The organism is Moorena sp. SIO4E2, assembly GCF_010671945.1.
In the GTDB taxonomy this organism is placed as follows: Bacteria; Cyanobacteriota; Cyanobacteriia; order Cyanobacteriales; family Coleofasciculaceae; genus Moorena; species Moorena producens.
Map to the genome: position 1 here is coordinate 1 of NZ_JAAHIE010000029.1, position 21,296 is coordinate 21,296.

Annotated in this window: 20 protein-coding genes; 15 read left to right on the forward strand and 5 right to left on the reverse strand. The window is 43.3% G+C overall.

What is annotated here, in order from left to right; translation table 11 throughout:
- Both F6K37_RS05850 and F6K37_RS05855 read right to left on the reverse strand, forming a co-directional pair.
- Window positions 1-371 (reverse strand): response regulator transcription factor (locus F6K37_RS05850; RefSeq protein ID WP_287248814.1); only part of this gene is annotated, 371 nt, incomplete at its 3' end.
- 131 nt (window positions 372-502) lie between these two features.
- Window positions 503-937 (reverse strand): peroxiredoxin, encoded by a 435-nt coding sequence (locus F6K37_RS05855; RefSeq protein ID WP_008179068.1) that lies wholly within the window; start codon window positions 935-937, stop codon window positions 503-505.
- Between the two features lie 257 nt (window positions 938-1,194).
- Between F6K37_RS05855 and F6K37_RS05860 the strand changes: the two genes are divergently transcribed.
- The 3 genes from F6K37_RS05860 to F6K37_RS05870 all read left to right on the forward strand — a co-directional run bounded on the left by F6K37_RS05860 (window position 1,195) and on the right by F6K37_RS05870 (window position 3,566).
- On the forward strand, window positions 1,195-1,611 hold the full coding sequence (locus F6K37_RS05860; protein ID WP_008179066.1) for an Npun_F0494 family protein: 417 nt from the start codon (window positions 1,195-1,197) through the stop codon (window positions 1,609-1,611).
- Window positions 1,612-1,684: 73 nt separating this feature from the next.
- Complete coding sequence (cobQ, locus tag F6K37_RS05865) at window positions 1,685-3,175, forward strand: cobyric acid synthase CobQ (protein ID WP_287248819.1); 1,491 nt, start codon at window positions 1,685-1,687, stop codon at window positions 3,173-3,175.
- Between the two features lie 151 nt (window positions 3,176-3,326).
- Entirely contained in the window at window positions 3,327-3,566 is a 240-nt protein-coding gene (locus F6K37_RS05870) for a 2Fe-2S iron-sulfur cluster-binding protein (protein WP_008179060.1), read from the forward strand.
- Between the two features lie 38 nt (window positions 3,567-3,604).
- Here F6K37_RS05870 and F6K37_RS05875 read toward each other — a convergent pair whose 3' ends face one another.
- Window positions 3,605-3,745, reverse strand: coding sequence for a hypothetical protein (locus F6K37_RS05875; protein ID WP_287248821.1), 141 nt, complete (start codon window positions 3,743-3,745; stop codon window positions 3,605-3,607).
- Window positions 3,746-3,795: 50 nt separating this feature from the next.
- Between F6K37_RS05875 and F6K37_RS05880 the strand changes: the two genes are divergently transcribed.
- A complete protein-coding gene (locus F6K37_RS05880; RefSeq protein WP_267871977.1) occupies window positions 3,796-3,930 on the forward strand; it encodes a hypothetical protein in 135 nt (44 codons plus the stop codon).
- Here F6K37_RS05880 and mnmA read toward each other — a convergent pair.
- The gene (gene mnmA, locus F6K37_RS05885; protein ID WP_287248823.1) at window positions 3,889-4,977 is read right to left on the reverse strand and encodes a tRNA 2-thiouridine(34) synthase MnmA; all 1,089 of its coding nucleotides are present in this window, start codon (window positions 4,975-4,977) and stop codon (window positions 3,889-3,891) included. The two genes, F6K37_RS05880 and mnmA, sit on opposite strands and share 42 nt — an antisense overlap.
- Before the next feature lie 340 nt (window positions 4,978-5,317).
- On the opposite strand from mnmA, the gene iscB reads away from it, so the two are divergent.
- The 4 genes from iscB to queF all read left to right on the forward strand — a co-directional run bounded on the left by iscB (window position 5,318) and on the right by queF (window position 8,115).
- The gene (iscB, locus tag F6K37_RS05890; protein ID WP_008179056.1) at window positions 5,318-6,652 is read left to right on the forward strand and encodes an RNA-guided endonuclease IscB; all 1,335 of its coding nucleotides are present in this window, start codon (window positions 5,318-5,320) and stop codon (window positions 6,650-6,652) included.
- 172 nt (window positions 6,653-6,824) lie between these two features.
- Complete coding sequence (locus F6K37_RS05895; RefSeq protein ID WP_008179054.1) at window positions 6,825-7,193, forward strand: phasin-related domain-containing protein; 369 nt, start codon at window positions 6,825-6,827, stop codon at window positions 7,191-7,193.
- 77 nt (window positions 7,194-7,270) lie between these two features.
- Window positions 7,271-7,681 carry a hypothetical protein gene (locus F6K37_RS05900; RefSeq protein WP_008179052.1) on the forward strand — a complete coding sequence of 137 codons (411 nt, stop codon included), beginning with the start codon at window positions 7,271-7,273 and terminating at the stop codon, window positions 7,679-7,681.
- A gap of 14 nt (window positions 7,682-7,695) precedes the next feature.
- On the forward strand, window positions 7,696-8,115 hold the full coding sequence (gene queF / locus F6K37_RS05905) for a preQ(1) synthase (RefSeq protein ID WP_008179051.1): 420 nt from the start codon (window positions 7,696-7,698) through the stop codon (window positions 8,113-8,115).
- Between the two features lie 167 nt (window positions 8,116-8,282).
- On the opposite strand, the gene F6K37_RS05910 is transcribed toward queF, so the two are convergent.
- The gene (locus tag F6K37_RS05910; protein WP_008179049.1) at window positions 8,283-9,050 is read right to left on the reverse strand and encodes a WecB/TagA/CpsF family glycosyltransferase; all 768 of its coding nucleotides are present in this window, start codon (window positions 9,048-9,050) and stop codon (window positions 8,283-8,285) included.
- Window positions 9,051-10,424: 1,374 nt separating this feature from the next.
- Between F6K37_RS05910 and F6K37_RS05915 the strand changes: the two genes are divergently transcribed.
- The 7 genes from F6K37_RS05915 (at window position 10,425) to F6K37_RS05945 (ending at window position 21,275) form a co-directional block, all read left to right on the forward strand.
- On the forward strand, window positions 10,425-12,092 hold the full coding sequence (locus F6K37_RS05915) for an alkaline phosphatase family protein (protein ID WP_287248828.1): 1,668 nt from the start codon (window positions 10,425-10,427) through the stop codon (window positions 12,090-12,092).
- Between the two features lie 376 nt (window positions 12,093-12,468).
- Window positions 12,469-13,530 carry a polysaccharide biosynthesis/export family protein gene (locus tag F6K37_RS05920; RefSeq protein WP_008179040.1) on the forward strand — a complete coding sequence of 354 codons (1,062 nt, stop codon included), beginning with the start codon at window positions 12,469-12,471 and terminating at the stop codon, window positions 13,528-13,530.
- A gap of 253 nt (window positions 13,531-13,783) precedes the next feature.
- Window positions 13,784-15,313, forward strand: coding sequence for a GumC family protein (locus F6K37_RS05925; RefSeq protein ID WP_008179036.1), 1,530 nt, complete (start codon window positions 13,784-13,786; stop codon window positions 15,311-15,313).
- A gap of 75 nt (window positions 15,314-15,388) precedes the next feature.
- Window positions 15,389-16,627 carry an O-antigen ligase domain-containing protein gene (locus F6K37_RS05930; protein WP_287248831.1) on the forward strand — a complete coding sequence of 413 codons (1,239 nt, stop codon included), beginning with the start codon at window positions 15,389-15,391 and terminating at the stop codon, window positions 16,625-16,627.
- 78 nt (window positions 16,628-16,705) lie between these two features.
- On the forward strand, window positions 16,706-17,689 hold the full coding sequence (locus tag F6K37_RS05935; RefSeq protein WP_287248833.1) for a glycosyltransferase: 984 nt from the start codon (window positions 16,706-16,708) through the stop codon (window positions 17,687-17,689).
- Between the two features lie 76 nt (window positions 17,690-17,765).
- The gene (locus F6K37_RS05940) at window positions 17,766-20,105 is read left to right on the forward strand and encodes an oligosaccharide flippase family protein (protein ID WP_287248835.1); all 2,340 of its coding nucleotides are present in this window, start codon (window positions 17,766-17,768) and stop codon (window positions 20,103-20,105) included.
- A 144-nt stretch (window positions 20,106-20,249) separates the two neighbouring features.
- Window positions 20,250-21,275, forward strand: coding sequence for a glycosyltransferase family 2 protein (locus F6K37_RS05945; RefSeq protein ID WP_287248837.1), 1,026 nt, complete (start codon window positions 20,250-20,252; stop codon window positions 21,273-21,275).
- Window positions 21,276-21,296 lie beyond the last annotated feature (21 nt).

Genomic DNA, 21,296 nt, shown 5'->3' on the forward strand with positions numbered 1-21,296 from the left:
AGTAGGGGGGTGCTGCTGCGGCGCAGCACTGCTCGAATTCTGGCTAATAATTCAGGTATGTCTAAGGGCTTGACTAAATAATCATCTGCTCCTGCGTCTAAAGCTTCGACTTTGTTAGTGCTGGTGTCTTGGGCAGTCAGGAGGATAATTGGAGTGCGATCGCGTGCGTTTCGCAGCTGCTTGCACAAGTCAATCCCAGTGAGCTTGGGAAGCATCCAATCTAGCAAAATCAAGTCATACTTAAGTATCTCTGCTAGTGCTATCCCCTCATCCCCATCTGTAGCTAGATCAACCTGATAATGTTGACTAGCTAGCGCTGCCGTTACTACTTTGGCAATACCTTCATCGTCTTCTACTAGCAGGATTCTCACAGGGACCTAACAGCTCCAGCACTAAGGGGATGAGTTAGTTTCTAAATTAGATATATAGGGATTAAATAAATAGTGACGACTTCGCCCAAATTCACAAAAATTTAGACGAAGTTTGATGGTTTTGACTTTGTTTAGCCCATGGCTGCCAAGATATCTTGAGCGTGGGTAGCGGTTTTTACCGTCTCATCAACGTGAGTAATTTTGCCCTCGCCGTTGATAATGTAGGTTACACGCTTGGAGTAACCGCCACCATCTACATCATAAGCCTTGGTAATTGCGCCATCCGTATCCGCTAGCAGGGTGAAAGGCAGACCATACTTTTCCTTAAATTGTTTGTGGGATGCCTCATCATCCATACTGACCCCAAGTACCACCATGTCTTTACCTTGATACTCAGTGTAGTTATCCCGAAAGCTTTGGGCTTCCTTGGTGCACCCTGGAGTATCGTCTTTGGGGTAAAAATAAAGCACTACAGTTTTTCCCGCAAAGTCCGACAGTGAAACGGTATTGCCTTCGTCGTCTTTGACAGTAAATGCTGGTGCATCCATGCCAACTTGAAGAGCCATAACTTTGGTTTCCTATAAAAATATACTGAACTTATGTATAAAGTTTACAGTAATACGACTTACGTAGTAACTTGACTTTTAGGGTGCCTTTTCTGTAAGCACCATTATACATAAGCACGCTTGTTGCCCAGTTTGCCCTAGGTCTTGAGTAAATTCAAAAATTTCTAGAGTAAATTACAATAGGTTGGCCTCTAAAGTCAAAAAAACCTTAATATAGAGATAATCGGCGGTCAGTATAGTTCTGAGATTTAGTAACTGTGGCAAGAACTTCAATTCAGTCTCAAGGTAGCCAGCCTATTCAATATCCTGACCGAACTACTAAGCGTGCAGAGCAAGCAATGCGCTGTTTGCCATTCCGGATGCCTCTATTGGCAGCGATGCGTTCTAGCAGTGTTCCACTCTTATCTATAGTAGGTCTTGAAGGTGTCGAGAAAAACTACACAACGCGCCCTAGGTCTGAATTGGCAGTAGAAAACGATTTAATGTGGTTGATTCAAGTGGGTGTATTACGTCGAGAAGTAGACGGTCAGGGAATTACGGATAGTTTTCGATTGACACCTTTGGGTCGTCAGTTGTTAGAAAAGTGGGAACGGCTTGGAGAAACCTTACCTCCACCCTCATTATCAGATCGACTCGATCATACCTTGAATCGCTGGCTAAGATTGTCGGTTTAAATCAAGTTGGTGACAGGGTGATATCTAAATTTATTGATCATCTAGGCTAGTTCTGACGCCCTAACCCTGAATTATGAAAGCGATTATGGTGGTGGGTACTACATCCCACGCAGGAAAATCCTTGATAACCACAGCTCTATGTCGCCTTCTATCGCGACAAGGCTGGCGTGTCTGTCCCTTTAAGGGTCAGAACATGGCTCTAAATGCCTATGTTACACCCAATGGTGGAGAAATTGGACATGCCCAAGCAGTACAAGCTTGGGCTGCAGGTGTCATTCCCTGTGTGGAAATGAACCCAATTTTACTCAAACCCCAGGGTGACATGACCTCCCAGGTGATTCTTATGGGTAAAGCCGTAGGGAAGGTTAGTGCTGGGGAGTACTACGAAAAGTACTTTGATAAGGGTTGGCAGGTGATTGAAGAATCACTGCGACGTTTAACCAATGAGTTTGATTTAGTCGTTTGTGAGGGAGCTGGTAGCCCCGTAGAAATTAATATCAAGCACCGCGACTTGACCAATATGCGAGTGGCGCGGTACCTCAAAGCTCCCACCTTGCTGGTGGTAGATATTGACCGTGGAGGGTCTTTTGCTCAGGTAATTGGTACTCTCGAACTGCTCGAACCAGAGGAGAGAGCTTTGATTAAAGGTGTCGTGATCAATAAGTTTAGGGGTCAGCGATCGCTGCTCGAACCCGGGATAAAATGGTTAGAAGAACGCACTGGTATTCCTGTAGTTGGAGTTATTCCCTGGATTGATATACTGTTCCCTGCTGAAGACTCCCTTGACTTACTAGATCGCAACACCAGGAACAAGTCCAATCAGGAAGTCACTATCGTAGTCATTCGTTTACCTCGAATTTCTAACTTTACTGATTTTGACCCCCTAGAAGCTGAACCCAGCGTCTTTTTGAAATATCTGTCACCAAATGAAACCTTGGGATATCCAGATGCAGTGATTCTCCCAGGCACGAAAACTACCATTGCGGACATGATGGTACTCCAAAAAAGTGGCATGGCTGAGCAGATTCAAAACTATGCTGCCTCAGGTGGGACAATTTTGGGAATTTGTGGGGGATTCCAAATGCTAGGCAAAACCCTAGTTGATCCTGATGGCTTAGAAGGTAAACAGGGACGTCATCCAGGATTAGGCTTGTTGCCCTTAAAAACCTTGATTACTAGTGGCAAAGTTGCCCGTCAACGGATGGTGACATCAAATTATCCTCAAGTTGGCTTACCGATTACCGGTTACGAAATTCATCAGGGGCGTTCGCGACTGCTTGAGGCGGAGATGGGAGACAATAAATCTGCTTATCGAGCTTTATTCGATGACCATGGTTTGGGCATTGTTGACGTGAATCAATCAATTTGGGGCAGCTATCTCCATGGAATGTTTGACAATAGTCCTTGGCGACGTGCCTGGTTGAATCAACTGCGCTCCAGACGAGGGCTACCTTCTCTCCCTACTGGGGTTGTCAACTATCGGGAACAACGAGAAGCGCTTTTGAATTCACTGGCTGATACTATCGAATCTCATCTTGATTTAACCCCGATTTTAAGGTCTTAGACCGTTAACTATCAGATTAGTTTTGTCAAAAGGAAAAAGTAAACTTGAGAATGGAAAATGGAAAATGGAAAATCGTTAAGGGAAATTATAAATTAAAAATTAACTAAACAATTAACAATAAAAAACTAACAAATGAAATGACTAATCAAACATGAGTGTAAGCGTTCGCTTTCTACCAGATGATGTGACAATTGAGGCCGAAGTTGGAGAACCCATCCTTCTAGTGGCTGAACGTGCTGGTGTGTTCATTGCCACAGGTTGCCTGATGGGTTCTTGTCATGCCTGTGAGGTAGATATAGAAAATGGACCAACTGTTTGTTCTTGTATCACTGCTGTACCTGCAGGTTATGAACAGCTGACGATTAATCTATACTCCGACACCAATTGGTAGTCTATTATTGTAAGCATTCAGCGGTCAGCAGTCAGCGGTCAGCTTTGTGACACAGGCTCCAAACCTGGGGCTTTAGTAACATTAAACGAATGTTTAACTGTTTTCTTCAAAAGCTGTTCGGTGTAGCGTTCGCGTAGCCCATTAGCTGATAGCTGAATGCTTAGGTATATTACTACCATGGCAATCGGCTTTCGTCAAGGTCACTAGTTGATTTAACTGTCCACTAACCTTGGCCTTTCGGCCACGCTACGCGAACAACCTACCCTACACCGAATCGCCTTGGCCGAACAACCTTCAACCTTCAACCTTCAACCTTCAAACTTCAACCTTCAAGCAATTTGCCATTGGCTATTTTCTCTGGTAGCTGCTCAATAATGCCACCTCCGAGCACCAGCTCCCCGTCATACAGAACAGCAGCCTGTCCTGGGGTGATGCTGAATTGTGGTTCATCGAACACTAATCTGATCCGATTTCCTTCTAGAGGAATCACATTCACAGGTACAGCAGGTGAGCGATAGCGAACTTGCACAGAAGCTCGAATCGGAACATTAGGTTCCTGAATCGATACCCAATTGACCCGATGAACCGTACATTCAGCTTGGGTGGCTTGGTGACGTTCACCCACAATTACCCGATTCCTGACTGCATCCAGGGCAATCACATACAAGGGATTGGGAGCAGCTATACCTAGCCCTTTCCGTTGTCCAATGGTGTAGTGGTGAATTCCCTGATGTTGCCCTACCACATTTCCATCCAAGTCCACGATGTCACCTGTGGTTTGGGAAATATACTTGTCCAGGAACTTCTGCATGGAACCGTGGGATTCGATTAAACACAAGTCCTGACTTTCTGGTTTATCAGCAGTCTTGAGATTATACTCAGCAGCCAGGCGTCGCGTTTCCGTTTTCTTAAGTTCTCCCAAAGGAAATAGGGAAGCCGCCAACAGGTCTTGAGTCAAGTCATACAGGAAGTATGACTGGTCTTTTGTCAAGTCTATTGCTCGCCGCAATTGATAGCGATCGCATTCAGCATCATAAGTAATCCGGGCATAGTGACCTGTGGCTATTTTATCAATCCCCAATGTCTGATGGGCATAGCTCAGCATCGGACCAAACTTTACTGCTTTGTTGCACTGAGAACAGGGGAGTGGAGTAATCCCAGATTGGTAACCCGAGACTAAGTAATCCACAATGTTTTCCTGAAAAACATCGCGACTGTCCACAATGTGGTGGGGAATTCCTAATTGTTCACAGATAAACGCTGCATCGACCATTCCCTCAGAGCAGCATTGACCCTTGCCTTTCATTAACCAAAGGGTCAATCCTACAACTTCGTATCCTTTGTGATAGAGGGTGGCGGCAGCTACGGAACTGTCTACCCCGCCAGACAAGCCAACGACAACTTTATTCATCAACTCAACAGATTTCTGCCTTAGGGAGGTATTGCATTGTATAGTATTATTGTAGTCCTCCTGACCCCTAAGTCCGTCTACCTTAAGTCGAGTCAACTACCGCACACTGACCCTAACGGGTACAGTGTGGGCTTGAATAAAGCTTGTTGACCAGACGGCTAGAAAAATCTAGCAGCCGTTAGTGCCAAGAGTTAAAGTTCGTACCTTGGGATGCGTGCCAGTTCCAAGCTCTACAACCGGGTAATTAAACAGGCCATACGGGAAAGCCAGTGTTATTCGGAAAGTACCGAGCACTAACACCGTCGAGGCAAACCTTACCAAGAAATTGAGACGTGCAGTAATGTACACTTTTGTTCTAGATAAAAACCTCAAACCCCTAGACCCCTGCCATCCGGCGCGGGCAAGAAAATTACTCAATACGGGACGCGCTAAGGTGTTCAAGCGTTACCCATTTACGATCGTCCTACTAGACAGGACGGTCAAACATTCACTGACCCATCCCCACCGATGCAAAATTGATCCAGGTTCCAAAACTACGGGTATGGCTGTAGTTCAAGAGCAGACCGGACGGGTGACTAATGCTTTGGAGATAGAACACCGAGGACAGCAAATTAAGAACGCTCTTGACTCTCGTAGACAGTTAAGACGGGGGCGACGCAGTCGAAAACTCCGGTATCGCAAGCGAAGGTTTCTTAACCGGACTCGCTCAGAAGGCTGGCTCCCACCATCCCTTGAAAGTCGGATCGCGAACGTCGAAACCTGGGTTAGTCGGATTCTAAAGGTATGTCCTATCACTGCACTTTCTCAAGAGTTAGTGAGATTCGACATGCAGAAGATGCAGAACCTCGAAATTAGCGGCATTGAGTACCAGCGAGGAGAACTGTTCGGTTTTGAAGTGAAGGAATATTTACTTCAAAAATGGGGCAGAAAATGCGCTTATTGCGGCACTGAGGGAACCCCGCTCGAAATCGAACATATCCGAGCCTTAAGCAAGGGGGGGTCGAACCGAGTGAGCAACCTAACCCTAGCTTGCCGCTCTTGCAATCAAGCCAAGGGCAACAAGCCTGTCGAGGTGTTCCTCAAAAAGAAACCCATGGTATTAAAGCGGGTGTTAGCGAAAGCATTAGTCCCGTTGAAAGATGCAGCAGCGGTTAATACGAGCCGATGGGAATTGTTTAGGAGACTCAAAGCAATCGGATTGCCAGTAGAAATGGGCTCTGGCGGTCAGACTAAATTCAACCGTAAACTCCGGGGTATTGCCAAAACCCACTGGGCGGATGCGGCTTGCGTTGGGGCTTCTACTCCCGAAAGACTATTCCTGAAAGGGGTCAAACCTCTGATCGCCAAAGCCAAAGGTCACGGAAGGCGGCAGCGCTGTCGAACCGATCGCTATGGCTTTCCATTAGGGCACGCTCCCTCACAGAAGTTCTTTATGGGATTTCAAACGGGGGACTTGGTCAAAGCCGACATTCCTAAAGGAAAGTACGCGGGACAGCATACGGGGCGAATCGCAATTCGTTTTAGGCCGAGCTTTAAGTTGAGCACATTAGAAAAGCGATGCAGTCGGCCAAAGGAGGTTTCCCCCACTCGCGACTGCATCAAGAAGAGCTTTGACGTGCATCCGAAATACCTAAAAACCATTCAGCGAGCGGACGGCTATGAATACAGATTTTAAACAATCGACTCGCTACCGCTCGAAAAATTTGTTGGCGGTAATTCCCCGGACGCTAACCCTAACCGGTATAGTCGTCCGCCCCCTTACCGCTATTTTTTGGTGGGCAAAGTGGGATTTCACTCCTATCCTGGAATCATAGAGTATTACGATAACTCTGGGAGTATCAGTGTTCATGGCTGGTTTTGGAAATTTGGTTCAAAAAGCGTTTTATCTAGGCGTCGGTATAGCTGCTGCTGCAGGGGAGAGAGCTGGGGGAACCTTGTCAGAAGTGCGAGGTCAAGCTCAGAAACTGGTAGATGAACTGGTAGAAAAAGGGGAGATGACTACCGAGGAAGCCCGTAAACTGGTTGAAGATTTAGTGCAACAGGGGCAACAGCAATCCTCTCAAGCTAACCCTAATGATCCTAAACCTGAGCCGCGCCGGATTGAGATTATTACTGATGAGGAAGAAGAATCAGCACCACCCGAAGAGCAGGATGTTGACAAACTACGCCAGCAGGTGCAAGCTATGCAAGAAGAATTGCGTCGGCTAAAGCGCTAACTTATAGCACTTATCTAGCACTTATAATTAATTTGTGGACAACAACAGGGGTTGAGCACATGATGGTTTTTGAGTGAATGTTTACCATGGAAGATGATTGGTCTAAAAGTATTTTTGAAACCCTCGAATCAGTGGCTAATATGGTCGATGAGTTCTTCGAGGGTGTCAGTGAGGTGGTTGAGGAGTTTGCCAATGAGATAGACAATGCCCTTGGTGCGGAAATTGACCAGTGTTTGCAAGAGATTGTTGAACCGTTTGTTGAGATTTATTTTGACTTTGAGGTTATGGTCAGTGAAACAGACGAGGATTTTCCTGATTCCGTGACACCATCCTCACAGAAACATCCCGCTTGCATAGGTTGCCGTCATTATCACGGTCAAGCCTACGGTGGAAATTTATTAGTCTGTGCTATGCATCCCTATGGTTGGGACACAGAAGATTGTCCTGACTGGGAATCCCATCCTAGAAATTCCTCAAATCGTTTCTAATCCTAGCAAAACCAATGAGTAATTCCTTTACCCAGGAACAAGCATCACCAGAAGTAGACACACCCGAGATTAAATACGGTGAACAGGAGATTGCCCAAGCAAAACTTATTACTTTTCCCAATCCCCGTATCGGTCGTCCCTATCACATTAACATCACCTTACCGGAGTTTACTTGTAAATGCCCCTTTTCAGGTTATCCGGACTTTGCCACGATTTACATTACCTACGTTCCCAATGAACTGGTGGTAGAACTAAAGGCCCTTAAGTTGTATATCAATACCTACCGCGATCGCTACATCTCCCACGAAGAGAGTATCAACCAAATTTTAGATGACTTCGTAGCCGCCTGTAACCCCGAAGAAGTCACCATCAAGGGGGATTTTAACCCACGGGGTAATGTTCACACCGTTGTAGAAGTGCGACACCAAAAGTAATTGGTACAAACGTAATCGGTAATCTTGAGGATCCAGTTAGCTTGGTCAGTGACCTGACGAGAATGGCTCAATGATCAATTTTGTGCCTTCCTCCCTTCCTGTCCTTTGGATCTTCGCGGTTTTCCTCCAAACAATTCCCATATAAACCGAAACGATATCACTTGGGATCAATTCAGATTGACCCTAGCTGGTGGCAACATAGAACTCTTGAGTTTTTGTTTCAACACTAACCAAAGGAAGACCGGAGCATCAAACAGGTATCGCCGCCACAATCGTCGCGGTTCAGATAATAGCCTGTGTAACCATTCCAATCCTACATCACTCATCCATTCAGGCGACCTTGGTTTAGTGCCTGCTTCAAAATCAAGGGTGGCACCTACTGCCATGAATATTTTGATGTTTGGTAATTGATCTTTGTACTTATGTATCCACTTTTCTTGTTTAGGTGCACCAACTCCCACAGCTAGTACTGTAGCTCCAGAGTTCTTAACCATTTCGATGATTTCTCGGCATTCAGCATCATTCTTCTCAAATCCGAATGATGGGGAGTGCGCAGCGATAACAATTTCTCTGCCAACTCTAGCATTGACATTTTCTTGAGCTTGTTTAGCGACTCCTTCTCGTCCACCTAAGAGAAATATTTTAATAGTCTTATTGTTTCTGTGATAATCATAAAAAGCTGGAAAAAGGTCAGATCCAGAAATTTTCTCCTGTATGGGTGACCCCAAGAACCTCGACGCATAATACACAACTTTACTATCACATAATCTATAATCGGCAATTCGATATGCCTTCATGAATTCAGGGTCTTTTTGTAGCTTGACTAAGTGATCGACATTGGGAGTGAAAATCACCCCGGTATCGAGCCGCTTTAACAGCTCTGACTTGGATATATTATCAATCTCTAAGTTGAGTATTTTCACTATTTCTCTCATGTTTAACCTTTTTACTTTACGATGTCTCTCCTACCTAAGGAATAAGCACTAAAAACAGCCGCCAAGCTTTTCCCAACAATCTTCAGACTTGGAGCCGAACTCAGTCAATTTGCCATTTCCCGATCGGCTACCCAAGTTAGCTTAATACTGTTTCGAGCAAGAAGATTTTATTTGGAAAAGAATAAAATTACATTATCACAGTTTTAGTAATTTTACTATATTAGCTCTGAAAAATTATTGGTAAATACCCTTAGGTGCCCTTGACCCGTAATTAAATTCGCTCAAGGTGCGCGCCTCCTAGGGCGAGTAAATCGCCCTAGGGTCGCACCTTTCGGCAAAGCCGACGCGGGGCGCGTTCGGGTCCCACCTGTTTTCTAGATAGCTGAACCTATAAATATTCCCTAATTAAACAACAGTAATCCCTTGAGGTAGATTACACCAGGGTTTGATAACAATGATCTCAGTAATTTGACATAAATCTATTTTGGTATTAGCATTAAACTCTAGTTCACTGTGTTAAGAAGCGATGAATTATCCCTCAGGACAGTGTTAGGTAATTCACGAAATATTCAATCTCATTGTCACAGCGTGAACTAGAACGTATCGAGGGGAGAATTGGTGACTAATCATAACGTTATAGATTAGAGTCAACTCTGATTGAATCAATCAGGCTGTCTGGGAATGAATTAAGTTTTCCCTCCTCCTAGTAACTCCCAATCTGCTTAGATGCTTATAGCTTAAAAACCTCAAGTCAATTCCTCTCTATAATACTTAGGAAGAATAGCTTTATTTAGGCTTTATTTAGGCTTTATTTATTTGTTATATATTAGGGATTTACTTTAATTAAAATTACTGGTTTTTATGGTTGCACCAGTCCTCCGTTATGGTTCATTGATGGTTAGTTAATGGTTAATTATACCATTAATATCATAGCCTATGGGCGAGTCCAGCCTAGTATTTTCTCTGAACTTAATAAAATCTTTAAATATTCTTCATCGACTCTACATAAATGAGCTAACAAGGGTAATTTTTCCAGATCACGAGTCGTTGTTTTGATCAGGTAGTATTGATCAGGTCTATGCCTTATTTTAAGAAGATTTTTTACCAGGGAGTAGCTCACCAGTCGAGTCGGAGAACTAGTCGAGCTAACAAATGCCTCAAATCTTTGCTACTTATAGAATGAGACTACATAGTGTGATCGATAGCAGTAGTCTTTACAGAAACTTTATAAAAGCCTACTCTAAGATTCATCGATCCTTCAACCTTCATCTGTGTGAAGCCGACTATCGTTATTTGTAAGGTTAGATGCTGAGCTAAACTAGGCACACTACTTAACCTACCAGAAAATTACCCGCACATCTACCGACCACAACAATGAGAAACCCTGTAATTGCCATTGGCTTGGATGCTGCCGACCCTGCCTTGATAGAGCAATGGATATCTCAAGGACATCTGAAAAACCTGCGTCGCTTACGAGAACAGGGATCTTACGGACGTTTAAAGACATATGAATACTACCGGGCTGAGACTCCCTGGACAACATTCCTTACTGGTTGTTCTCCTGAGCAAACAGGGTACTGGGCACCTCTGAAAATTAAGGAAGGCACTTACGAAGTAGAAGACATTCAAGCCTACGACTTTGCTGAGTATCAACCCTTCTATGGCTTGGGAGATGACTATCGGGTGGCAGTCTTTGATATGCCTCAAGCTCCCCTGTCCAATCAGGTCAATGGGTTGCAAGTCCTTGCTTGGGGAGCTCACTCTCCTCAGACTCCCAGTCATTCCATACCCAAATCCTTGCTACAGGATGTGATTGATAAGCATGGTGAGCATCCTGTCTTACGCAAAGACCATGCCAGTATTATGGATGTGGCAGCACTCAAGGGTCTTCAAGCACAACTGGAGATTGGTATCGCCCGCCGGGGTGCCATTTGTCAAGACTTGTTGCAGCAGATGCCGTGGGATTTCTTCTTAACAATCTTTGGTGAAACCCATACTGCAGGGCATTACTTCTGGCACCTGAGTCAGCCGGATCATCCTCTCTACCCATCTGTAGGTGCTAAATGCCCTGGAGATCCCGTGTTAGAAATTTTTGAAGCTATTGACGAAGCCATTGGTGGCATTTTGAGCAAAGCCCCGGATAATGCCCAGGTCGTAGTATTTGCTGCCCATGGTATGGGGTCTAACGTCATGGATCTACCGAGTATGTTGTTCCTGCCAGAATTTCTCTATCGCTGGAGTTTCCCAGGTAAATATGGCATTGCTCGTGGCAAGTATGGTAAACCCCCAAAACCCCTAGTCAATGATGCCAGGGCGAAAAAGGGTTGGATGGGAAAAGTATGGAGCCTCAAGCATGAATCGAATCCACTCAAAGGTTTTTTGAGACGTCAACTCCCTACCAAACTTTTCAATCCCATCGCACCCTTGTTTGGTTCCACTCCTGCACCGGATCTCATTTCTCCGTTCAAGATGCAGGCAGAATCTGATCCATTCTTCTTCCAGAGTCCATCCTGGTACCAACCGTGCTGGCCTCAGATGAAAGCATTCGCGCTGCCTAGTTATTCGGAAGGATATATCAGGATTAATCTCCAGGGAAGGGAACCTCAGGGTATTGTCGCCCCTGATCAGTACGATGCTGTATGTGAGGAATTGACTCAAAAACTCTACCAGCTTAAAGATGCTCGCACTGGGGAACCAATGGTGAAGGAAATTATCCGCACCCGCCAATCGGCAACTGAAACTGGTCCGAAATTACCTGATGGTGACTTAGTCGTTATCTGGCAAGAAAAATATGCTACTGACGTAGTAGATAGTCCCGATATTGGACGCATTGGTCCAGTTCCCTTTAATCGTACTGGTTCTCACCGCTCTGATGGCTTTTTGGTGATTAAAGGACAAGATATTGAGCCAGGTTCTAGTTTACCAGCTGGTCATTCTCTAGATTTAGCCCCCACTATTCTGAATTTGATGGGAGCGCCCATTCCTGAATATTTTCAGGGTAAGCCCCTCTCGGCAATTAAAGAAACTGTTGTGGTTGGTTAACTTAAACTTAACTATAGCATTTGTATGTATTTGAGATGTAAACCTAGAAGGTCTTTTGTTATTTTCCAATAAAACTCCGGAGCTCTTGCCCCTCTAGCATGCATGCCTCTTGCCTCTTGCCTTTTTCGGCAATACGTGTGTTTACAACCTAGATACAAACGCTATAGTTACTTATATACTTGAATTACTCGCAAAGGGAATTGAGTGTTTTTTGTTAAGTGTTTTTTGTTGAATGTTTTTTGTTGAGTGTTGATCGTCAGTCAACACTCAAACACTGACCCAAACCCCCCTATACTAAGTGTTATCACGTGTTATCACTAAGTGTTATCACTAAGTAATAGCACTAAGTAATAGTTGTGAACCCAGAGATTCTTCAATGTCCATTCTCAAGTTTTGGATAGCAGGGTTAATTACTACCGTAGCAGCAATAGGTTTATCAGTTCCCAGTTGGGCTCTACCACTGTCTCCTGGCGATCGCCTTAGACTCTTTGTGGCTGGCGAAGAAGAAATCCCGGAAGCTGAACGCTTCAGTGCCACCTATGAAGTTAATCTGGATGGTTACATCAAATTCCCCTACCTAGACCCGATACTGGCAGCGGGTCGAGAAGTATCAGAAATCGAGCAAGACCTAGTCAAGGCTTTACTTGAAGGAGGCTTTTTTCAGGCTGATTTCCTCAAAGTCAGCATTCAACTGTTTGAGTGGGCTCCAATTCAGGTAACTGTGGGAGGAGCGGTTTTTGAACCTGGTCGGGTTTTGATTAATGATACGGATTCTAAAGGTCGAGACTTACCGGCATCGATTGCTACTGTCTCAGGAGACTATCCTCCAGAACGCTACCTAACCTTTGCCATTTTAACGGCTGGCGGCATCAAACCAAATGCCAACATTGAACAGGTGCGGTTGGTTAGGGGTGAACAGGAACAGGTAATTGATTTATCTGGTGTCTTCACCGGATCACCAGTGGAGGATATTCCCTTGATTGCTGGAGACCAAATCATTGTTCCTACTCGGGAGTTGCCTCAATATTATCTAGCCAGACCTTCCCAGCTTACTCCCTCAACTATTCCTGTGTTTCTCTCCAATCTGACTAATCCCAATAATGGACGTGACCTTAGAGTCCAGGAAGTTGAATATGGCTCCCGTCTGTCTCAAGCTGTAATTGCTGCTAGTTGTGTCGGAGGCACAGAAACCACAAATGCAGATCGCCGTGCTCTGTTACTGCAAACTGACCGTACTACTGGGGAAACTCTGGCAATAGAACGTTCTGTAGAGGACTTGGTGAAGAAGCCTAATGATGACCAAGTTAATCCAGTGCTGATGCCAAGAGATAGTGTCGCTTGCTATGATTCAACGGTCACTAATGTCAAAAGTGTTTTTGACTTTATTGGGGATATCTTCAATCCCATTCGGATTATTAAAGACATATTTATACCCTAATTCATATTGAGGATAGCTGAAATGTTATAATTAATGTATCTATCACAAGTTATAAGCTCAGGGGATCTGACTCTTCATCAGGGGTGTATTGGCTAAGGGTTTAAGCCATTGCTTGATAGTGGGGTAAAACTCTCTGCCAAGTCTTTCATAATAGAAACTATAAAAAATCATAACTTAAGACTACAACTTAAGACTACAACTTAAAACTACAACTTAAAACTCAAAATGTGGATTTGCCAGGTGAGATGCTCCAATGACTACTAATTATAATACCATAGCCCCATATCCCTATGAAAAATCAAATCTCATGCCTCTACGTTGGCTATTTTACTTGTGTTTAGGGATATCCATTAATGCCGGAATTTGGGGCTTAACATTTTTTTATTTGAAATCAGCTCAGCCAACTTATACCAGTAAATGGGCAGTATCACTTCCTGTCTCAGGCTCATCCACCAGAATTAATATCCCAGAATTAGGGGGAGCGAGTTCAGATGTTAGGTCACCATTTGGCGATCGCTCCCATGACCCGAGGGAAAAGATGAAATTCATTGCGGAAAGTAAGCCGGTGCTTAAGGATGCTGCCAGTATACTGAACATGTCCTCTCAAGAGCTGGGCAAGCCTAGGGTCAAAATTGTTGACAATTCAACTATGATGGCCTTTGAAATCACAGGAGACTCTGCTGAGGAAGCCCAACAGAAAGGTTTTGCTATGCACCAGGCTTTCCAGGAGAGACTTGAACAACTTAGGCAAGAAGAAGTAGGAGACAATCAGCTACCAATTCAAGCTGATTTGGAGGCAGCTAAGAAAAATTTAGCAGATATTCAAAGACGTCTTTCTGAACACAAAGCTAGAACTGGATTGAACTCGAAAGAACAAGTTAACCAGCTATCATCCACTATAGAAAGTTTACGACAACAACAAATCGATTTGTTAGCCCAAGGGCGAGAAGCAAAAGCCAATCTTAGCAACCTCTCAGCTAATCTCAAGTTGTCGTCTGGACAAGCTGCTGATGCTTTTGTACTTAAGGCTGACCAGATATTTCAGCAAACCCTAAGGGAATACAGTCAGGCTACGGCAGCCCTGACGGTTTTGAGTTCCAAATACGGTTCCAAGCATCCATCTGTAGTGGACGAGAAGAGCAAGCAAGAGAGTGCTAAAGCAGCTTTGCTAGAGCGTAGTCAATCTCTGTTAGGTCGCCCCATGTCTTTAGCAATTATTGACCAGCTCAGTGTTAACTCTGGGCCTGAAACTGGTTCTTCCCGGGAAAATTTGCTGCGCCAAATTGTTGAGGTGGAAGCACGGCAACAGGGTGTGGAAGCTAGAGCCTGGGTATTAACCAACCAGATTGCTGAGCTCGAAGCCAAACTCAAACAAATGAGCCAGGATGCTTTGAGGATGGAGATCCTAGAACGCAATATGCGCATTGCGGAAACTATCTATGCTTCAACCTTAACTCAATCAGCCATTGGTCGATTCAACCAATCCCTTTCCTATCCTCAAGTTCAGCTGCTAGCTGAACCCAGCTTACCCCCAGACGCGATAGCACCGAAAAAGTCATCGGCCTTACTTGGTGCAGCAGCTGGTTCATTGTTAATTAGTGCAGGACTATTTTTACTCTGGTTACGTCCCCATTTACAAGGTAAATCACAACCCTCAATGTACGGCAAAGTAGAATCGTTTAATTCTGATGTTCCACCCTTACGTTCTCAACCATCAAATAATAGTTTCACAACATCTAATAGCTTCACATCGCCAATCGGGAACCAAAGAAAAGATTTCTGATGCAACTAATCCACTTGTTATCAAGCTAGACATCATAGCATGGCACCAGTAACCTAAGCCATTAGGCAGGCTTTAATGAAACCCCAAAACTTTGAAGAAAAAGTAGTTTTCTATTATATAATTTCCACCTACTTATTATTTTTTTTAGGCGCACAGTTTGTTTTTGCCCCAGCTCTAGCTTGGCTGCTAACCTTTTATCTAATTAAGAAGCTTTGGCAGCAAACATCAGATACTCCACCGGAAGAAAGGATTCGGATTCCCATTGGAGTCTGGGTCTGGATTGTTTGCATATCAGTCATTGGCCTAGCCTTAGTTGTGGGTCATTTAGATTGGGGTTTTTCAACTGTTAAAACGATAAAATCCTTTATTAACTCCTTTTTGAGAACTTGGGCGCTTCTGGCCTTATTTCCTTTAATTGGTTGCCTCAACATCCGACCACAAATAATCTATAGAGCAATTTCTATCCTTTCCCTACAAACTCTGATCTTGGTGCCAATTACCTATGGGTTAAGTCTAACTGGGTTAGAGATGCCATTGTATACTAGCACCCTAATGGCAAAAATTGGGGGTAACAGTCAACGTTACTACGCCGTAAGTCCTTACGTGATAAAAAGTGGTGAAACACGGCTTTTCTTATTTGCGCCTTGGGCTCCAGCATTGGCATTTGCCTGTAACGTACACTTTTTCCTTAGTAGTAGAGACCCAGACATAAAGTGGCGTTTTATTGGTATGATTGGTTGTGCTGCTGCAATTGTAGGTTCAGTGTCCCGGATGGGGATAATCTGCTTAGTGGGTATACCAATACTGGTAACATTTTTGGGAAATATAACCGAACCCGCCATCCAAATTACGGCAGGAATAGGGAGTTTTATTGGTGGTCTATTTGGTCCCCAACTGCTGATGATAGCTAGAAACTTGAAAGACTCTTTTTCCAGTCAAAGATCTGCTTCTTCGCGGGTTAGGTCGGCTTTAGCACGGCTTTCTCACCGTAAGTGGGAAGAAGATGCACCGATTTGGGGTCATGCCATTAAAGTAGGTAAAGGCCCTGATGTTGTCGCTGGTATGCCTATTGGAAGTCACCACACTTGGTATGGTGCTTTATATACTCATGGAATCGTCGGGTTTATTGGAATATTAATTCCTATAGTCTATACTTTTATAGAACTTTTAATTAAAGCTCAAAGGAGTAAAGTTGCCACAACAGCACTAACAATACTATTAATTTGTATCCTGTTTTCCTTTGGGGAAAATCTAGAGGGATTAGCTTACCTCTACTGGCCTGGTTTGGTTGTAGTAGGGATGGGACTAAAATAAAAATGCTCAAGGGGTTTGTCTAGACCTTTTGTGGGTAATTACCATGTACTAATTATATACAGAAAAAGGATAATCGCCATGGCCACCATATCTGTAATAGTTCCAGTTTATAACGGAGAAAAAACTATATTAGAAACGATCCAATCGATTCAAGCACAAACGTTTTCAGATTTTGAGTTAATTGCCATTAATGACGGCTCCACTGATGGGACATTAGATGTAATCAGTACAGTCAACGATCCTCGATTGAAAGTGTTTTCCTATGAAAATGGCGGATTGCCAGTGGCACGTAATCGTGGCATTCGTCGCTCTAGGGGCGAGTTTATTACGTTTATAGATGCCGATGATTTATGGAAACCCGATAAATTGGAGCTACAGTTAGCAGCACTGCAAAAAAATCCTGAAGCCGGAGTGGCTTACAGTTGGACTGCCTTTATAGATGAGAATAGCAAATTTTTGTTTGCTTGGCAACCACTCTATTGGGAGGGTAATGTTTATCCCCAATTACTAATTCGTAACTTCATATCCAGTGGTTCCAATATCATGGTTAAGCGGAAGTATATTGAAGCAGCTGGAGAATTTGACCCATGCCTGAAATCAGTTGAAGATTGGGATTATTACCTCAGGCTAGCAGCTTTATGTCCTTTTGCACTGGTTCCTAAATACCAAATTCTCTACCGTCGCTCTTCCCAGTCAATGACCTCTAAAGTGGATGTGATGGAGAATGCGAACCTAATTGTAATTGAAAGAGCATTCAAGGCAGCTCCACCAGAACTTAAGTCTCTTAAAAATAAGAGTTTAGCGAATGCCTATCGTTATCTTGCTAAGCAGTGTATAGCTAATGCTTTTGATAATGAAGCAGTAAAGCTAGCTAGTAAAAAACTAAGCTATTCCATAAAGCTTTATCCAAAATTTTTGCTAAGCAAGGAAACTATGCGTCTGATTTTAAAACTATTAATAATCAAAATTATGCCTAAAAAACTAGCTGGACATTTAATCCAACTAATCGGCCATAAAATGCCGATGGTATCTGTTGATAATCGGATGATTTCAGAGCACTAACTACCACTCTAATTTTACAGATATCAATTTCGACAGATATCAATCATCACAAGGATGGCAGGATGGGAGATCCACTGTGAAAATTGTCAAAACAATCGGGAGTCGCATTAAGCAAAAACTAGGTAACCGTAGCACTTTTACTCGCAATCTTGGTTGGATGGGAGTGGCACAGGCATTTATTCGGGTTTCCCGTTTAGCTGCAACGTTTATTTTGCCACGCTTCTTAACTCCCCATGACTTTGGATTAGCTGCACTGGTTCTGACGACCTATGAATATTCACAAACAATAACGCGGATCGGTGTTCATGCTAGAATTATACAGGCGGAAGCCGATGAGCTGGAAGACATTTGTAATAGTGCTTATTGGTTAAATTGGGTACTTTTTGCAAGTCTATTCGTTATGCAGTGCCTTGCTGCTTTTCCAGTTGCGTGGTTTTATAAGGATAACCAACTTATTTTACCCATTTGTCTATTAGCATTTAACTTTTTGATTGCTCCCTTAGGAGCAGTACAGTCAGCACTAATTCAAAGGGATAATCGAATTCAGGTAACGGCTACTGCTCGCGCTCTCAGATATGCCACCGCCAATATTTTAACCGCTGTCTTTGCTGTTCTTCATCTGGGAATGTGGGCGATAATACTTCCCATACTAATAGCTAGCCCTATAGAATTCATTACCTATCTGTTCAAACATCCCTGGCGGAGAACTGGCTCTTTCACAACCAAATACTGGGGTAAGATTTTTCGCTTTGGAATCAATTTCCTGGGGATTGAACTTTTAAAGACTCTCAGGGAAACTCTCGACTATCTTATCATTGGTCGCTTTATAGGAATTGACCTATTAGGTGTTTACTACTTTGCTTACAATGCTGGATTGGGAATTAGCTTGACTATCGTCCAATCCATTACTACTGCTTTATACCCTGCCCTATGTGAAGTCCGGACAAACTTATCGAAATTTAAGCAAACATACTTTAGCAGTCTGAAGACGATTGGGAAAGTGATTGTTGGTTTTGTTGCTTTACAAGCAAGTCTAGTTCCGTTTTATATTCCCATTATGGTTGGGGAAAAAATTCATACGGAAGGCTGGAGTATGGTTGTTCCCATCGTCATTTTAGTTTGCTTATCAGCAATTCCTAGACCCTTTGATATTGCTGGATTTCAGCTTTTAGCAGCCATTGATAAACCGCAAATTGGCTTGCTCTGGAATGTCTTATTTACTATCATCTTTTCCTGTAGTCTACTGATAGCAGTGAAATGGGGAATCATCACGGTCGCTGTATCGGTTTTACTGGTTCATGCCCTTTTAATTCCGTTATTTGTGGTTTGGTCTGCTAGGTATGTCTTTGCTAAACCTCAAACGTCTCCTGTAACCTTAGAGCATACTGTACTCCAATCTCATACTGTACTCCAATCTCAAGATGAGACTGATACTGATCAGTTTTATGTCAGCCAATGGACTTTATCATTAGCCAGTAGTGGGACATTCCCTAACACTCAGGGTTCTGAATTTGGTGATTGTGACTTTAATAACAGTAATAATAGTAATAGCAGTGCTGGGTTAAGCGATCGCTTCGATGATCCCAGAAAACAGCTGAAGTTGATAGCTGAAAGTGTGACGGTTTTAGAAGAAGCGGCAAAGCAGCTAAATATATCTCTAGATAGCTTAGATAAGCCTTCGATTCAACTAATCGATAACTCTACAATGATGGTTTTTGAAATTTCAGGAGTCACCCCTGAGGAAGCGCAACGGAGAGCCTTCGCCATTAATCAGGCGTTTAACAAAAGACTGGAACAACTCAGAAAGCAAGAAATTGCTCAACAAGAAAAGACTATCCCAGTGTATATAAAATCAGCCGAAAACGATCTAGAAAAAGCACAGCAACGCCTAGCTGAAAAAACGGCGAACATAGGATTGCCCTTAAACCAGCTCTTAGAGACAATAGAAACACTACGGCGGAAAAAGATTGAATTACGGCGCAAAAAGATTGAATTGCTGGCTGAGCTAGTACCGACTCAGTCTGATCATAGTCATTCTACCAATCCTCAGATTATGAATCCTGTTCACCATCAGCCTCAAGCTAGCTTATTCCAAGATGATCTACCCTTAGAAATGGATGATATTAAACCACAACTACAAGGTAGTGATGACAAGGCCAGGGATCTAGAGTTTCAGATTTCTCAGCTTGAAGTAAAACTTAGCAAAATGTCCCAAGATGCCTTGACTCTGGAAATTCTAGAGCGAGATTTACGGATTGCACAAACCGTCTATTCCTCTGTTTTAAGCCAATGGGAAATAGTTAAGTCAGACTCATCTATTATGTATTATCCCCAACTGCAATTGGTAGCGGGGCCTACCTTAGCTACCAGATCACAAATGCAAAATAGTCTAGTACACTTGGGCAGAAATTTGTGATCAGTTCCTGGGAAGATGATAGTGCTCAGGAGGTAATTTTTAGTCGTCAGTTGTCAGTTTCAAGTATTTATCTATTTTTTTGGAGAAATTTTATTTAAAAAAATAAAATTAAAACTAGTTCTCTTTAAAACCACTGGTCAAACAATGAAACATGTTTCTGTCATTATTCCCGTCTACGGAGTTGAAAACTATATTGCAGCAGCGGTGCAGTCTGTTCTCGACCAGACCTATACCAACTTTGAACTGCTCATTATTGACGATGAATCCCCAGACAGTAGTATAAAAATTTGTCAAGAATTCTCGGATCATCGAATTAAGATTATTCATCAAACTAATCGGGGACTTGCTGGAGCGCGCAATACAGGAATTCGCCATGCCGAAGGAGATTATTTAGCGTTTTTAGATGGGGATGACTTATGGTTGCCTCACAAACTGGAAAGACATATTGAACACCTAGAAAAATTGCCAGAGGTAGGGGTTAGTTTTAGCCGTTCTGCATTGATTGATGAATCTGGAAATTTATTGAACACTTATCTAATGCCTAAGTTAAAGGACATTACCCGATCAGATTTATTCCGGTCTAGTCCTATTGGTAATGGTTCAGCTCCCGTAATTCGACGGGAAGTCTTTGAAGCCCTTAAGTATCAAGATAACCTTTACGGCACTACAGAAGATTTTTACTTTGATGAAAACTTTCGCCGCGCTGAAGATATTGAATGTTGGCTACGTATTGCGATTCAGACAGACTGGAAAATTGAGGGAATCCCTGAAGCACTAACCCTATATCGAGTCAATTCAGCCAGTCTTTCAGCGAACTTAGTCAAACAGTTAGATTCCTGGAAACAAGTACTAGAAAAAACTCGCTCCTACGCTCCTGAATTGATTGAGAAGTGGGGAAATTTAGCCCTGGCCTATCGATTGCGAAACTTTGCTCGTAGTGCAGTACGTCTCAAAGATGGACCAATGTCTGTCAAACTAATTAACCGTGCTTTGGCAACTTACTGGCGTCTTCTCTTGGAAGAACCAAGCCGTACCCTTCGGACTTTGGCTGCTGCCTATTTACTTTGGCTGTTGCCTAAGCCCCTATATTCCCACCTCGAAGTTCTGGCTGTTAAAGTAGTGGGAATGATCCAAAGACGTCAGATTTTGCAAAACCAACTTGGACAATAATTGTCTTAGTCATTCACTATA

Bases quoted from the DNA above. Each gene is read 5' to 3' on its own strand.
- F6K37_RS05855 (WP_008179068.1), bottom strand. From the start codon at position 937: ATGGCTCTTCAAGTTGGCATGGATGCACCAGCATTTACTGTCAAAGAC.
- cobQ (WP_287248819.1), top strand. From the start codon at position 1,685: ATGAAAGCGATTATGGTGGTGGGTACTACATCCCACGCAGGAAAATCC.
- F6K37_RS05870 (WP_008179060.1), top strand. From the start codon at position 3,327: ATGAGTGTAAGCGTTCGCTTTCTACCAGATGATGTGACAATTGAGGCC.
- F6K37_RS05875 (WP_287248821.1), bottom strand. From the start codon at position 3,745: ATGGTAGTAATATACCTAAGCATTCAGCTATCAGCTAATGGGCTACGC.
- mnmA (WP_287248823.1), bottom strand. From the start codon at position 4,977: ATGAATAAAGTTGTCGTTGGCTTGTCTGGCGGGGTAGACAGTTCCGTA.
- iscB (WP_008179056.1), top strand. From the start codon at position 5,318: ATGTACACTTTTGTTCTAGATAAAAACCTCAAACCCCTAGACCCCTGC.
- F6K37_RS05895 (WP_008179054.1), top strand. From the start codon at position 6,825: ATGGCTGGTTTTGGAAATTTGGTTCAAAAAGCGTTTTATCTAGGCGTC.
- F6K37_RS05900 (WP_008179052.1), top strand. From the start codon at position 7,271: ATGTTTACCATGGAAGATGATTGGTCTAAAAGTATTTTTGAAACCCTC.
- queF (WP_008179051.1), top strand. From the start codon at position 7,696: ATGAGTAATTCCTTTACCCAGGAACAAGCATCACCAGAAGTAGACACA.
- F6K37_RS05910 (WP_008179049.1), bottom strand. From the start codon at position 9,050: ATGAGAGAAATAGTGAAAATACTCAACTTAGAGATTGATAATATATCC.
- F6K37_RS05915 (WP_287248828.1), top strand. From the start codon at position 10,425: ATGAGAAACCCTGTAATTGCCATTGGCTTGGATGCTGCCGACCCTGCC.
- F6K37_RS05920 (WP_008179040.1), top strand. From the start codon at position 12,469: ATGTCCATTCTCAAGTTTTGGATAGCAGGGTTAATTACTACCGTAGCA.
- F6K37_RS05925 (WP_008179036.1), top strand. From the start codon at position 13,784: ATGACTACTAATTATAATACCATAGCCCCATATCCCTATGAAAAATCA.
- F6K37_RS05930 (WP_287248831.1), top strand. From the start codon at position 15,389: ATGAAACCCCAAAACTTTGAAGAAAAAGTAGTTTTCTATTATATAATT.
- F6K37_RS05935 (WP_287248833.1), top strand. From the start codon at position 16,706: ATGGCCACCATATCTGTAATAGTTCCAGTTTATAACGGAGAAAAAACT.
- F6K37_RS05945 (WP_287248837.1), top strand. From the start codon at position 20,250: ATGAAACATGTTTCTGTCATTATTCCCGTCTACGGAGTTGAAAACTAT.